We start from the raw sequence: 14446 nt of genomic DNA on the forward strand, positions 1-14446 counted from the left end.
GATGCATAGTCTTGCGCTGGGCTGCACGTGGTGGGTGTCACAGGTAGGGAACTGCCGGATACGGGTTGCAGCCCTGCGCTAATGACTGATCGTGGCTAACGTCAGGTCTTGACGGTTCCAGGTTGTAGACCGGTTTGTAGCGCACTTCTTGGCCTTTGGAGACATGGGTCAGGTGACATACCAACTGGCGCCGCATGCCGCCTCCATATTTGGCACCACTCCAACGCGGGTCGGCACCATACTTGCGCACCAGCTCGGCATACATGGCGTCCGTCTGATCGCTCTTGATCCTGCGCCCACAATCAGTAGGCGTAACCGAAAGCGTCCACACGCCTTTACCCAGTTTCGGGTCATCACGCTGGATCCACTTGGCTGTCTGAATAAAGCCGTCGCACGATTTCGCCGAGACCTTCACCGGCCTTGGCAGGTCCTTGTGCTGAGCTGTCGCCTCGCAGGCAAATCGGGCTTTGCTGTCGGCGTTCTTGGGGAAATCCATTTTCACGGTGGGCACCCACCTGCCGGTTTTCTGGTAATAGTCGAACTGATTCTTCATGGCATCCTTCCTGCCGCGCGCCTCGCTGTAAAAGAATGCCGCCACCGGGGCCTTATCGGCACCCCAGGTAACCACCCTCAACTCCGTCTGCACCTGTCGGCCTTCGGTTCTGCCGGCGATCGATTTGCGCGCTTTGATAAATTGCTCAAACGCATCCCGGCGTTCGGTGCGGGACATGCTGCCGCGCATGCTGAAGGCACACTGGCGTTTGTGGCGCACTTGGCGGTCTGAACTACCGCCCAAAGCCTCGTAGTGCTGTTTCCAGCCATTGAGGTCGTTGATACCGAGTGCCTGGCAACTTTTTTCAACGTTTGATGTTTGCCTGTTATCGCCACAGCCGCGTTCAGCCCGATAATCCGTCCACGCATCAATGGGGTAAGCACAATAAACATCAAGTTTGGATAGTGGTCGTTCAACAAACTGGCGCGGCGTAAAAATAATGCCGTTGTTAGCGTTCAGCCCGGGGTCCTCGTAACCGATTCGATCACTGCGCATCCAGGACACCGAAACACCCCCGGAAGTCTGCGAGGCCGGGCTAGGGTTCCACACGTCATAACGCTGTGGCTGCCTTGCGCCGGCTTCATCCCATCGATGCGTCGCTCGCATCATCACACCGGAGCAGTCAACCGCAGGGTCGTTACCGCAAGCGGACGGCGTATTGTTGTACCACCGGGTAATTTCCGACACTACAGACTCACAACTAGCAGCCTGTACGGACACTGTAAAAGTGATGAGAGGAATAAATAACACGGGCGCGACTTTACCTGCCAATATATTCATGACATTGCCTCTGTTAAGTTGTGCAATTAATACAACTGCGTGAAAGAGGCTAAAGTTATGAGCTCATGGCGGCAACTGACAAAATTACTAGTTTTTGATTTGGCCGGATTTAATGCCAACATTTGCGCTGGCACTCGACGGCGTTCGCGGTACAATCGCGCCCCCGATTGTTCCAAGGATCGCCGATGTCCGGCCTCGAACTCATCGCCGCCATCCTCGGCACCGCCGCCGTGTGGCTCACCGTCAAACAGAATGCCTGGTGCTGGCCGGTGGGCCTGGTCATGGTGCTCATTTATGGCTGGTTGTTCTTCGATGTGAAGCTGTACTCGGGCATGCTGCTGCAAGGAGCCTACGCGGTGTTGCAACTGTACGGCTGGTGGCAATGGAAACGCCCGGGCCGCGCCGAGGATGCTCGTGTGGTGTCGCACCTGCCCGGCCATGCGGTGCTCATCGGGCTGGCGCTCGGCCTGTTGCTCAGCGTTGCACTCGGCGCAGCCATGGCCTACTGGACCGATGCTGTCCTGCCCTGGCTGGATGCCACGCTGACCGGCTTCAGCCTGGTCGCGCAAGTGTGGATGGCGCAGAAACGCGTGCAATGCTGGCCGCTTTGGGTGGTGGTCGACGTGGTCTATGTCGGCCAGTACCTGCACCAGCAGCTGTATTTCACGGCCGGCTTCTTCGCCTTGCTGACCCTCATCGCCGTGCGTGGCTGGCTGGAGTGGCGCCATGACCCTGCGCTGCGGGCAAACGAGGTGCAGCCATGAAGGTCCTGGTACTGTGCGGCCCTGAGTCCACCGGCAAAAGCTGGCTAAGCGGCGAAATCCAGGCGCACTTTGGCGGTGTGGTGGTCAGCGAGTACGTGCGGTATTTCATCGACCAGCAATGCCGCGACACCTGCTATGCCGATATCACCCCCATCGCCCGCGGCCAGTTGGCCTGGGAGGACCAGGCCCGGGAGATGGCGCCGCCGTTGCTGATCCTCGATACCCACCTGCTCAGCAATATGCTTTGGAGCCAAGCGCTGTTCCAGGATTGCCCACCCTGGCTTGAACAGGCCTTGCTTGCACGCCACTACGACCTGCATCTGCTGCTCAGTCCGCAAGGGGTTGGCTGGGTTGCCGATGGCCAGCGCAGCCAGCCCGACCTGGCTGACCGCCAGGCATTCTTCGATGACAGCCTGCAATGGCTGCAGCGCCATCAGCAAAGGCTGGAAATCATTGACGGCCACTGGTCCCAGCGTAGCGCCTCAGCATTACGTGCCGTGCAACACCTGCTGCTGGGCACAACTGCGCACTGCCCCACCGAGTGTTAAACCGGTGATACACCTCGCTGGGCCTTGCCCCCCGTATTTGCGCACTTCCCCACCAATTGCGGGGGGAGTGTCAAACGGATGAGACATTGTTAAAAAAAGCGCTGCAGGCAACGTGCATAGAGGGCAAAACGGCAAGCGCCGGCGAATGTGTCTCAGCGCTGATACAACAACTTCCGGTCGCTCCCAGCTAATTTCTGCAATCCACTGAATTTATAGCCTTTTCCAAAAGCGGCACGCCTCCTGCTCTCCTCCTCGCAACGCTGAACTAGGCCAGCGCACGAAGAAGGAATCGCCGTCGTGAGCACACTGGATAAAGGCATTACCCGCCTCCTGTTTGTCGGTTGCGTATTGGGAGCAGGCATGGCGCTGCCGGTCCAGGCAGACAACGGGATCATCGTGATCACCCGCGATGTACAGCCTCGAATGGCGATACGTGCGCCACTGGCGCCCGACCCCAACCCCACTACCGCCAACGCCAACCCGTCCGCGTACGTGCTCAAACAGAGCACAGAATTGAGCGATGGCGACTTCGCCAACATCACCAGTGGCACGGGAATTTCTTCGCTGATTACCCAGCAGACCGACAATCTGGGCGGCAACATCAGCAACCAGAACCAGCTACCAAACATGGCAGCTGGTCGTGGCACAGGCTCCGGCAACGGCATTTCAAACATGGTCAACTCAAGCGTTCAGCGTGGCCTTGCCCCCCTGCAGATCCTTACCGGAGGCAAATGAGATGAGGCAGACGTTGTCTATCATGGCCACGTTGTTCAGTGTGTCGGCCCTCGCCCAATCCCCAGTCCCCGTACTCAACAATGCCACCATCGACAGCTCCGGCGCGCAATACCAAGGCAACTTCAGCGTAAACCAGGCCGCAGGCGACCGGCAGCAACAGGCCAATGCCCGGGCTTTTGCGATTGGCCACGGGGCTGATGCAACCACGCAGATTCGCCAACGCCAGCAGTCGATCGTCGATCCCAATATGGGAGCCACCGCCAGCATTCAGGGCGACGCCTTCAGCCATGGCAGCGGCGCTCTGGGGGTCAACCAGAGCGCAGGCGCCAGCACCCAACAGGCCAATGCCCTGCGCATCAGCATCAGTACACAACCGCAAAGCATCGATGACAGCGTCCTGTTGCAGCAGAACGTGGCGCTGATCAACAGCTCCGATCCAACTGATACCTCACCCGGCTATCGCCAGGTCACTACCGGTGACCAGGCATTCACCGGTAGTCGCGGGGTCATCCAGCTGAATCAGAGCGCCGGGGTGGGCAACCAGACGGCAAACACCCTGAGCGTACGGGTCGCAAACTGACCCAAACAGGTGAGAACAACACTTAACCTAAAAAGACGGAGAAACACCATGAAACCCTCGATGGCAATCAAGCCTCTGGTTTTCGCAATTGCTGCGGTCATGGCTGTTGCTGCACAAGCGGATCAGAACGACAGGCGTGGCAACGGCCACAACCACAACTACACACCACCGGCAAAAGCCGTGTACACCAGTGCCACTGCTGAAGCGACCGACATGCAGAGAAGCACTAACAACAGCATCCGCAACGAAGGCACCATCAACGAAGCCGAGATGAGCAGCTCCGGTACTGGCGCAAGTGGCAACGTGGGCGTCAACGTGGCAGCCGGTAACGGCAACCAACAGGACAACGCCGCAGCAATCGCCAACACGTCATCTGACAATGCCGACATCGACAACAGCTTCGTCTTCGGCACTGCCACCGCAACCGCCGATGTTGTCCAGCGCAGCAACAATAACACCGTCAACAACTGGTCGACCCAAAGCTCCGCGGTCATGAGCGGCTCGGCTGATGGCAGCAGCGGCAACATTGGTATCAACGTGGCTGGCGGCGACCTGAACCAGCAGAAAAATACCATGGCTATTGCCAACAACAGCGCCGCTATCGGTAACTCGACCGCCAAAGCTTCAGCCGATCAGAGTGGCCCTGGCCTGGTAGTCAACAACCGCGCCGACCGCACCTATACCGTGGACACATTGACCTTCACCACCAGCAAGAGCGGTTCGTCCTCGCGTAGTGGCTCGTTCGATGCAAGCGTCGACAAGAGCTCCAGCTCGAGCTTCAGTGTGGCTGGCTCCAACAGCAGCAGCGCCAGCGGTTCGAAGAGCAGCAGCTCCAGCGGCTCGAGCAGCATGAGCGCCAGCGGCTCCAACAGCAGCAGCGCCAGTGGCACCAACAGTATGGCCGCCAGCGGCTCCAGCGGTTGGGATGCCAGCGGTTCGGCCAGCCGGGACCACAGCTCTTCGTCTAGTGCTTCGCTCAATGCATCGCTCGATGCAAGCGCTAACGGCAGCTCCTCCTCGTCCGAAACGTTTGGTCGCTTCGAGCGCTCTCGCAGCGCGGAGTTCGACGCCTCACTCAATGCCTCGCTTGATGCATCGGTCGATACCTCGCATGAGTCGGCCAGCAACTCGTCGTTCGACAAGTCCTACAACTCGTCCTTCGACAAGGCGTATGACTCTTCGTATGACCGTACCCGTGACTCGTCCTATGACAAGTCTCGCGATACCGCCTACGAGAAGGCACACGACTCGGCATGGGAAAAAGCAAGCGCTTCAGCCTACGAGAAAGCTGGCGAAAAAGCGTCGGAATCTTCGGACAGCATCTCGAAGAGCTTCAGCGAGTCTAGCGAGTTTGCACTGAGCAACACCGTGTCGTTCCAAGTGCTGACCCCGACCGGCTGGGCCAACCCTGTGACCAACACCGCGACCCTGAGTGGTTCGGTCAATGGTGGCAGCGGCAACCTGGGCGTCAACGTGGCAGCAGGTGTGGGCAACCAGCAAAGCAACTCGCTGGCCATCTCCAACACCTCGATGTAACAACTGCGGCCTGGAGGCCCCCTTCGGGGGGCCTCTTTCTAACAAGAGAAAACAGGGGGCGTCGAACATGCGCATGATCGCCTTGGCAGTGTTGCTGGGCATGGCCGGTGTCAGCGAAGCAGCCCAGATGCCATTGTCCGTGCTACCGGGTGGCGCGGTGATCTACAAACCCATCCAGAGCATCCGCGAACGCAAGTTCGCTGACCTGGTACAGCAGAAAACCGACTTCAGTTGCGGTGCGGCCTCACTGGCAACCATCCTGCGTCAGGCCTATTGGCTGGACGTCGACGAACAGCACGTAATAGAAGGCATGCTGGCACACGCTGACCAGGACCTGGTCCGCACCCAAGGCTTCTCGATGCTCGACATGAAGCGCTACGTGGAAAGCCTGGGCATGCGCGCTCGCGGCTATCGGGTAGCCCCGGACACCTTGCACAGTATCCGCATACCGGTGGTCGTGCTAATGGACATCCGCGGCTACAAGCACTTCGTAGTAATGCAGAAAGTCGACAAGGGCTGGGTATACATCGGCGACCCGGTATTAGGACACAAGCGCTTCAAGATCGATGACTTCGTCAAAGGCTGGAACGGCATCATATTCGCCGTCATCGGCCAAGGGTACGACAAGAGCAATATCCTGCTTGATCCGCCGCTGCCGCTGAGCGCCAAGAACCGTGTCAGCAACTTCACCCCGGTGCAGGACGCCGAGCTGATGGACTTCGGATTCATCCAAAGCGACTTCTTCTAACGACAATGGGCAAGAAGCTCCGGGAGCATCCCATGAAGACTTCAATCTGGCTGGCCGCCATTTGCCTGGCCGCCAGCCTTCCGACCCAGGCAGAAACGTTCAAACCGATTGAGTTGAAAGATCAGGAACTGGCCAACCTGCGCGGGCGCTACGTAATGCCTGGGCGCATCGTCAGCTTTGGCATCGTCATGACCAGCACCTGGCAGAACGCCAACGGTGAAGTGATCGGTGCAACCTCCAGCATGCAGATCCAGCAGTCGACCATCAAACCGCAGTTCTATGTATCGATGATCAATGAAAAAGGTACAGGCAGGCCGCAATCGAGCAGCGCCGGCACCGGTACCGTCACCGGCGGCGGTGGCCTGAACAGCACTGAAGGCGTAACCCAGGTCGTGCGTGCTGCCGGCGATTACAACACCGCCCATAACAATGTCGACATCAATGTCACCAAGGCCAACCAAGCGCCCGCGAGCCAACCCCAGGGCCAGGCCCTGGCCGCTGGCTCTACGCTGGTCGGCGCCAATGGCGCAGGCTCGCTGAGCGTTACCTCCAGTGGCCGCGGCGTGCAGCTGAGCATCATCGCCAGCAACAACCAGGGCAACACCGTGCAGCGCTTGGGCCAGGGCGGCCTCATGCAGAACACTACCCTGCTCGGCGCCAGCAACCGCGTCAGCAACCTGACGTCGCTCAATGTGGTGCTGCGTGACGCGCCCACAGCCGGATCGATGGCCCCAAACCTTGATCAGCTCAAAGGCCTTCGCAATCTTGGATACTGATCTACGCTCAGTCTCATCGTATGTAGTCAGAAGGGACGGCTAACCCATGCACCGTTTGTTGACGTTCAGAGTTATCGTTTGTTTGACAACCTTGGCCCCGGCCACTCTGCTACAGGCGGCAACCGACCCACAGGTCGAAACTCTCAAACAGGAACTGATGGCGCTCAAAGAGCGTTATGAAGCCCAACAGAACGCACTGATGGTACTGGAACAACGCCTGCGCCAGGTGGAGGAGGCGCCGAGAGCTCCAGCGCCAAAGCGCCTGACAAAGTCGCCCGCCGAGGGCGTCAAGGGTGGACAGACCGTGGCATCGGGCGCACCTGGGACCACCGGCAGTTCCTATGGCCAATCGCTGCAGGAAGATTCGGAGCCTGCGCAAAGTGTCTCCAACCTGTACGACGAAGCCAGTGGATTCTTCGGCGGCGGCAAGTTCAGTGTCGAAACCGGGCTGACCTACACCCACTACGACACGCGCGCCCTGACCCTCAACGGTTTCCTCGCCCTCGATTCGATCTTCCTCGGCAACATCAACATCGACCGCATCAAGGCAGACAACTGGACGCTGGACCTGACGGCTCGCTACAACGTCGATCAGCGCTGGCAGTTCGACATCAACGTACCCATTGTCTACCGTGAATCGACCTACTCTTCCGGCGGCGCAGGTGGAGCGGCCGGTGTCAGCTCCGATGGTACCGTTACCCGCGACCCCGCCCTGGGTGATATCAACGTCGGCGTGGCCTACAAGTTCCTGGATGAGTCGGAGAACTGGCCCGACGCAGTCGCCACACTGCGCATCAAGGCGCCCACTGGCGACGACCCCTATGGCATCAAACTCATCCCGGTTGCCGGTAATGACAACCTCGCTGTCCCTGAGGACTTACCGACCGGCAACGGTGTCTGGGCGATCACGCCCGGTATCTCGCTGGTCAAGACCTTCGACCCGGCAGTGCTGTTCGCCAGCCTGTCCTACACCTACAACATGGAGGACTCGTTCAGCGACATCAGCCCCACGGTCAACACCAAGGTGCCTGGTGACGTGAAACTCGGGGACTCCTGGCAGATCGGCGGCGGCATTGCGTTCGCCTTGAACGAGAAAATGAGCATGTCGTTCTCAGTCACCGATCAGTTCTCGAGCAAGAGCAAGATCAAACCGGACGGTGGTGACTGGCAGTCAATCACCAACAGCGACTACAACGCGGCGAACTTCAACATCGGCATGACCTTCGCGGCCTCCAACAACCTGACCATCGTCCCGAACCTTGCCATCGGCCTGACCGACGATGCCCCGGACTTTTCCTTCAGCCTGAAGTTCCCTTACTACTTCTGATGTCGGTGTAACCGGGCTCCCGGCGGGCCCGGCTTTTTTGGTGACCAACCTTGTAGTCAGCCGCTTTCATGACCCCGCCCTGCTATGATGGCGCACACATTTGTGACGTTTTAACGGCAATCAAGGAAAGTTTTCGTGAAAAACCTGCACGGCCATACGCATACCCGGCTCGTAGCCCTTGCGACCCTGGTAATGGTGATACCCCTGGCTGCGCGTACCCTGCTGGGTTGGTCCAACCCGCTGGGCTATCTATCGGACCTTGCCTTGGGCAGCCTGCTGGTGCTGCTGTTGCACCGCAGGCCCTGGTGGCTGGCAACGCCCGTGCTGCTGGCGTGGGCTGCATTATGGGTCGCCTCGGCAGAGTTGGTCAGTGCAGTGGGACGGTTGCCCACCAGTGCCGACCTGGGTTACCTGTTCGATACACAGTTCATGGAAAACTCCACCGACGGCGGACTTGCCAACACCTGGTTGCCTTGGGTCCTGGGCGCTGGCCTGTTGGTTTGGGCGCGCTCTGCCTGGCGCAGCCGCACAACGCCTGACGCACCACTGGGGCCCAAGGCGCTGGCCATACCGCTGACGCTGTTTGGTTTGCACTGGGGCGCTCAGCATCTGGCGCCGTCTGAAGCCGAACAGTGGCGCCAGTACAACCTTCCCCACCAGCTCCTTTCCGTCGGCGTCGGTACGTTGCAGCACAAGGCACTGAGCTGGGCCGGGCAAACGCAACCGATCACGCCCCTGCCCAGTGCCGGCCTTACCCAGTCCGACCTGAACGGCCAGAAGTTGGCAAGCGGCCGTGCCCGCAACCTGCTGGTGATCACCCTCGAAGGCATCCCAGGCGCCTATGTGCGGCCCAACCGTCAGGCCCTGCACAGCCGTTTTGACGAAAACCTGATGCCTAACCTCAGCCGCTGGGCGGAGCGTGGCATGAACACGCCAGACTACGTATTGCATACTCACCAGACGATTCGTGGCCTGTATGCGATGCTTTGCGGTGACTACGACAAGCTTGCCAACGGTACGCCAAAAGGTATGGAGCTGCTCACCCAGCACCAGCGCAACCAGGCTTGCCTGCCAGCCCAGCTGCGCCAAGCCGGCTTCACCACGCATTACCTGCAAGGTGCTGGCCTGCGCTTCATGGCCAAGGACCGCATCATGCCGCACATCGGTTTCGACTCGGTGCACGGCCTGGAATGGTTCAGCAACGAGAATTACCTGCAATTCCCCTGGGGCAAGGATGACCGCGCGTTTTTCGAGGGTGCGCTGGACTACGTAGGCCAGCTCAGGCAACAAGACCGCCCCTGGATGCTTACCCTGCTCACCGTGGGTACCCACCAACCGTATTCGGCGCCCGCTCAATACCTGGAGCGGCATGACACAGCCAAGCAGGCTGCGGTGGCTTATCTGGATGACGCAATCGGTGCTTTCCTCGACAACCTCGAACGCCAAGGCGTGCTGGAAGACACTCTGGTGGTAGTCACCTCCGACGAGTCCCACGGTATCGACGGGGTGCGTCTTGCCTCCTCTTGGGGCTTCAACCTGACCTTGGCCCCGGAGCAGGCGCAGCTACCACATATCAAACATGGCACCTACGGCCATATCGATCTGGCAACGTCCTTGCTCGATTATTTCGCCTTGCCAATACCCGCCGCCTTGGGCGGCCGCTCGCTTTACCGCAATTACGATACTGGTCGCGAGATGATTTCCTACACCAACGCGATGTTGCGCTACCACGATGGCCAGGGCGTGTTCACTGAGTGCGACTTCCAGCAGCGTTGCCGCCGCTATGCCAGCGAGGGCTTCATTGCCGAAAAGGCCAAGTACCTCGGCGCTGGCGACAGCCGACTCGGCGCTCAACTCGGCGCCCTCGCCGGCGTGCTCGACCAGTCCTTGCTGCAAACGCCGCTCAACCTGCGCTATCAGTTCGGCGGCCCCTCGCCCATCCAGCTGCAAGCGCGAATTCGCGATGACTGGGCCGATAACCTGATTGGCGCGCAGTACATGGAGATGCCTGGGGGTTCACGCACGCGGGTAAGGGTCAAGGTACGCGCACTCGACCCACAGCATGCCGCCTACATTCAACTCAAGGCCAAGGAACGGGAGCAGGATGTGCCACTGGGGCTGCCCGCAGAAATTCGCGTGACGGCCGCTGAACCGCTGGAGATGGAGTTCGGCTTCGACAACCCGACGCAGCGCAAGGCGTTTTCATTCCACCTGCTGGGCTATGGCGCAGGGGAAGTCGAAGTCAGCGATTTCAGTGTGATCACGGCGCTGCCAGGGGAAGATGAGACGGTCGAAGATGGTTCGCAGGGGCATATCGCCCAGTCGAGCTGATCGGCTCTCTGTCGCAGGCGGCTCCCAAGGTAGGCGCCGCTGCAAAAAGTTCAGCGGATCTGGTGCTTGTGCAATAGCCGATAAAACGTAGGGCGTGATATTCCGAGCACCTTTGCGGCAAAGCTCAGGTTGTTGCTGTGCCTGTTGAGCACATCACACAAAGCCTGACGTTCTGCCCGGTGCTTGTAGTCTTCCAGGGTACCCAACGGCAGATCTTCCTGTTCCAGCACATGCAGGCCAAGGTCTTGGGCCTCGATCTGTCGCCCTTCTGCCAGCACCAGCCCCCGACGCACCCGGTTGGCCAGCTCCCGCACATTGCCCGGCCAATTATGGCGGCCCATTGCAGCCAAAGCGTGATCACTGAATGTGCGCGGCCTGCGGCCTGTTTCCAGGCTATAGAAATGAGAAAAATGGTTGGCCAGCATCGACAGGTCACCATGCCGGTCTCGCAGAGGCGCCGTCACCACCTGCAAGACATTTAGCCGGTAGTACAGGTCTTCGCGAAAGCGGCCTTGTTCGATGGCACGCTCCAGGTCCACGTGCGTCGCCGCCAGCACCCGCACATCGACCGGTATCGGCTGGCTTCCACCTACCCGTTCGATGTGCTTTTCCTGCAGAAACCGCAGCAGGTTAGCCTGTAACTCCAACGGCAGGTCACCAATTTCGTCGAGGAACAAGGTGCCGCCATGGGCCGCTTCGATGCGGCCGACCTTGCGCTGGTGGGCGCCAGTAAAAGCTCCTTTCTCATGCCCGAACAGCTCCGACTGGATCAGGTGCTCGGGTATCGCACCGCAATTGATTGCGATAAACGGCTTTTCGCAGCGTTGCGATTGCCGATGCAGAGTACGAGCGACCAGCTCCTTGCCTGTACCGCTTTCCCCGCGAATCAGCACGGGTGATTCGGTTGGGGCCAGCTTGCCCAGCAGTTTGCGCAATTCGAGAATCGGTCGACTGTCGCCGAGCAACTCGTCCTTGAGGCCATCGATCGGCACCGCCCCCTTGCCTCGCAAGCGAGCCATGCCAAACGCGCGTCCCAACGTCACCAGCACCCGAGAGACATCGAAGGGCAAGGTATGGAAATCGAAGAACCACTCACAAACGAAGTCACCCACGTTCTGCATTCGCAGTTGTTCGGCGTTGAGTACCGCGATCCATTCAGTGTTGCTGCGCTTGATCATGTCCTTGACCGCATCGGGGTGTCGCAAATGCGAATCCTGCAAGCGCAACAGGCCGATATCGCAACGGTGCTCCAGCGCCAGGTCAAGGCTGCAACTGTGGACATCCCAACCGGCATTCTCAAGGCCCGGCAGCAAGCGGTGGCAATCGTCGCAGGGGTCGACGATGAGCAAGCGACGAAGGGATGCGGTTTCGTGCATGACCGTTCCTTGGCGCCAGATTATGGTTTTTTACGAGAAAACAGTAAGTTGCGGCGCCCATTTAACAGTAGCAACGAACTTGACGCTGCCCACTACCGTCTGTCCGCCCATTTCAGACGGTTCTCGGGCATTCGGGAATTTTTCATAATAAACGGCGTCACAGGCGGCGCAGGAAACAAAAACGTGTGCGTCGTAAAAAATTTTACTGCCACTGTGTGACTTCACCCCTAACTTGGAGCATCAGTACAAATAACCCCGCGCTGCGATTCGCCACAACCTGAAGCGATGGTGCAGTTACGCGGACTTGAATTTCGATGTTTGGGACCATAGAGAGACCGAACCATGAATGCCCCGCTCCGTGTCAACGAAGCACTGCTGATTGCCGACCACGCCTTCGAACCCTTCCAGTGCGTCGCCTGGGATGCACCCAATGGTACTGGTGAGCTGAGCCTGGCAGTGATCGACCGGACCAGCACCCGTATCGGCAGCAAGCAAGTGTCTTCGCGTATTTATTCCGACCCGGCCCAGTGGGCCAGCCTGATCGAGGAAGTGCGCGCCGAACTGTGCCAGAAAGGTTATGCCCTGCAACCCTGGTCGATGCCGAAGTAATATCAGAGTTTGCCTGCAAGTGCGTGTTCGGCACGCACTTGTGCAACTTTCCAGTGCCTCTCAGGCAACTTGCACAACTGCGACAAAGTGTCGCCCCGCCCTCGCGCAGTGCATCACTCTTTTAGCCTGAATTGCTCGATATGCTGATAGTGTGCTTGTAATTGCGTGGCCAGTTGCCGTGCACGCCCCAGACGAACCGGCGCCATTTCCATGTCCACCAATAGTGTGGCACAAGGCATCGGCTGCAGATCATTTGAGCGCTGCAGACGTCCATCAGTGAATACCAGACAGCGCTGCTGCTCTTGCGGATGGGCTTTTTGCCGTGCCTGCAGCCAGCGTCTGCCCTGCTCCAGGGCTGCGATCAACGGCGTACCGCCGCCAGCACCCAATGCGTTCAACCAGGGTTGCAGTGACGCCGAGGCTTTCAGGCCATGACGCTGCCACTGCGGTGCACCGCCGCTGGCGGTCAGCAAGGCTAGCCGGGCGCGCTGACGATAAGCCTGGTCGAACAACTCTGCCAGCAGCCCTTTACTCTGTGCCAGTGCCTGGTGCCGGCGGGTGGAGGCCGAGGCATCGACGATCACCAGCCACAGCTGGGCAGCACTGCCTTGGCGCTGTTGCCAGCAAAGGTCCTTGGGCAGGCGTGGCCGCCCCTTGAGCAAAGTCGAAAGCCAGGCTACTCGGCCTTTCCCCGCCGCGCGCACGCGACCACGGCTGGCACCACTCAGCTTACCGACCCGGGGCAAGGCATCCGCCACTTTAGTGCCTGGCGGGCGGATGCTCAGGGCTTTTTTGCCCAGTTCGGTACCTCACGCCGGGCGCTGCTTGCCACAGGCTGCGCAGGCAGCGCGCCCCAGTCACCCTGCCCGCCCTGGCTATGTCCATCGCGCCCGCCTGCCTCGGGGGGCGTGGAGGGTGGTGCCACCTCTGGCGGTACGCGGCGCCGATGGCGCAATGCAAATTCCGCGACCGCATCGACATCAAGCTCCTCGATCGCCTCGCCACCGCGCCAGGCACAATGGGCGCGGGCGGCACGTAGCCAGACCAGGTCTGCACGCAGGCCGTCGACCCCAGCGGCGAAACAGCGCTCGGTGATCCAGGCCAAGGCCTGATCGTCCAGCGCTATCGCTGCCAACCCCTGACGCGCCGCGTGACAGCGTTCGCGCAACTGCTCCTGGGCAGCAGCCCACTGTTCACAGAACGCCAGGGGGTCGGTATCGAATGCCAAGCGACGACGAATGATCTGCTGGCGCGCCTCCGGCTCTGGCAGCCCGTCTAGCACCACGTTCAGGCCAAAACGGTCAAGCAACTGCGGACGCAACTCGCCTTCTTCGGGGTTCATGGTGCCGATCAGAACGAAACGGGCACTATGGCGGTGGGAAATGCCGTCACGCTCTATACGGTTGGTGCCGCTGGCAGCCACATCGAGCAAGAGATCGACCAAGGTGTCGGGTAGCAGGTTGACTTCATCGACGTACAGCACGCCGCCATCAGCCTGGGCCAGCACCCCTGGCGAAAATTGCGCCTTGCCCTGCCCCAGTGCCGCATCGAGGTCGAGCGTGCCGACCAGCCGTTCCTCACTGGCGCCCAGCGGCAGGGTGACGAACGGCCCCTCACCGAGCAGGTCGGCCAAGCCGCGAGCCAGGGTACTTTTGGCCATGCCTCGCGGGCCCTCGATCAGCACGCCGCCGATTTTCGGGTCGATTGCGGTCAGGCACAGCGCCAGCTTCAGGTCGTCTGCACCGACCACGGCCGCCAGGGGAAATTGCACGGGTTCACTCAT

General features: G+C 60.0%; 14 protein-coding genes. 10 read left to right on the plus strand and 4 right to left on the minus strand.

Translation table 11 applies throughout. The features are described 5' to 3' along the window. Positions 1-37: 37 nt before the first annotated feature. Complete coding sequence (locus JET17_RS14005; protein ID WP_012314609.1) at positions 38-1333, minus strand: DUF2599 domain-containing protein; 1296 nt, start codon at positions 1331-1333, stop codon at positions 38-40. Positions 1334-1518: 185 nt separating this feature from the next. On the opposite strand from JET17_RS14005, the gene pnuC reads away from it, so the two are divergent. The 9 genes from pnuC to JET17_RS14050 all read left to right on the plus strand — a co-directional run bounded on the left by pnuC (position 1519) and on the right by JET17_RS14050 (position 10678). After that, positions 1519-2097, plus strand: a complete 579-nt coding sequence (gene pnuC / locus JET17_RS14010) for a nicotinamide riboside transporter PnuC (RefSeq protein WP_012314610.1) — start codon at positions 1519-1521, stop codon at positions 2095-2097. Then, on the plus strand, positions 2094-2645 hold the full coding sequence (locus tag JET17_RS14015) for an AAA family ATPase (RefSeq protein WP_012314611.1): 552 nt from the start codon (positions 2094-2096) through the stop codon (positions 2643-2645). The genes pnuC and JET17_RS14015 overlap by 4 nt, the downstream gene beginning before the upstream one ends. 297 nt (positions 2646-2942) lie before the next feature. After that, on the plus strand, positions 2943-3380 hold the full coding sequence (locus tag JET17_RS14020) for a hypothetical protein (RefSeq protein WP_042111495.1): 438 nt from the start codon (positions 2943-2945) through the stop codon (positions 3378-3380). 1 nt (position 3381) lies between these two features. Next, positions 3382-3960 carry a hypothetical protein gene (locus JET17_RS14025; RefSeq protein ID WP_012314613.1) on the plus strand — a complete coding sequence of 193 codons (579 nt, stop codon included), beginning with the start codon at positions 3382-3384 and terminating at the stop codon, positions 3958-3960. 48 nt (positions 3961-4008) lie between these two features. After that, a complete protein-coding gene (locus JET17_RS14030; protein WP_012314614.1) occupies positions 4009-5496 on the plus strand; it encodes a hypothetical protein in 1488 nt (495 codons plus the stop codon). Positions 5497-5563: 67 nt separating this feature from the next. Further along, the gene (locus JET17_RS14035) at positions 5564-6244 is read left to right on the plus strand and encodes a C39 family peptidase (RefSeq protein WP_012314615.1); all 681 of its coding nucleotides are present in this window, start codon (positions 5564-5566) and stop codon (positions 6242-6244) included. A 32-nt stretch (positions 6245-6276) separates the two neighbouring features. Next, positions 6277-7020, plus strand: a complete 744-nt coding sequence (locus tag JET17_RS14040) for a hypothetical protein (protein WP_012314616.1) — start codon at positions 6277-6279, stop codon at positions 7018-7020. Between the two features lie 46 nt (positions 7021-7066). Further along, positions 7067-8347 carry a transporter gene (locus JET17_RS14045; RefSeq protein ID WP_012314617.1) on the plus strand — a complete coding sequence of 427 codons (1281 nt, stop codon included), beginning with the start codon at positions 7067-7069 and terminating at the stop codon, positions 8345-8347. Positions 8348-8482: 135 nt separating this feature from the next. Continuing rightward, positions 8483-10678, plus strand: coding sequence for an LTA synthase family protein (locus JET17_RS14050; protein ID WP_012314618.1), 2196 nt, complete (start codon positions 8483-8485; stop codon positions 10676-10678). A 50-nt stretch (positions 10679-10728) separates the two neighbouring features. Here JET17_RS14050 and JET17_RS14055 read toward each other — a convergent pair whose 3' ends face one another. After that, the gene (locus JET17_RS14055; protein ID WP_012314619.1) at positions 10729-12054 is read right to left on the minus strand and encodes a sigma-54 dependent transcriptional regulator; all 1326 of its coding nucleotides are present in this window, start codon (positions 12052-12054) and stop codon (positions 10729-10731) included. A 342-nt stretch (positions 12055-12396) separates the two neighbouring features. On the opposite strand from JET17_RS14055, the gene JET17_RS14060 reads away from it, so the two are divergent. Continuing rightward, complete coding sequence (locus tag JET17_RS14060; protein ID WP_012314620.1) at positions 12397-12663, plus strand: hypothetical protein; 267 nt, start codon at positions 12397-12399, stop codon at positions 12661-12663. Between the two features lie 113 nt (positions 12664-12776). Here JET17_RS14060 and JET17_RS14065 read toward each other — a convergent pair whose 3' ends face one another. Together JET17_RS14065 and JET17_RS14070 are read right to left on the minus strand one after the other, a co-directional pair. Then, positions 12777-13367, minus strand: coding sequence for a vWA domain-containing protein (locus JET17_RS14065; RefSeq protein WP_042111999.1), 591 nt, complete (start codon positions 13365-13367; stop codon positions 12777-12779). A gap of 77 nt (positions 13368-13444) precedes the next feature. Continuing rightward, positions 13445-14446 (minus strand): ATP-binding protein, encoded by a 1002-nt coding sequence (locus tag JET17_RS14070; RefSeq protein WP_012314622.1) that lies wholly within the window; start codon positions 14444-14446, stop codon positions 13445-13447.

It is taken from the genome of Pseudomonas putida (genome assembly GCF_016406145.1).
GTDB lineage: Bacteria > Pseudomonadota > Gammaproteobacteria > Pseudomonadales > Pseudomonadaceae > Aquipseudomonas > Aquipseudomonas putida_E.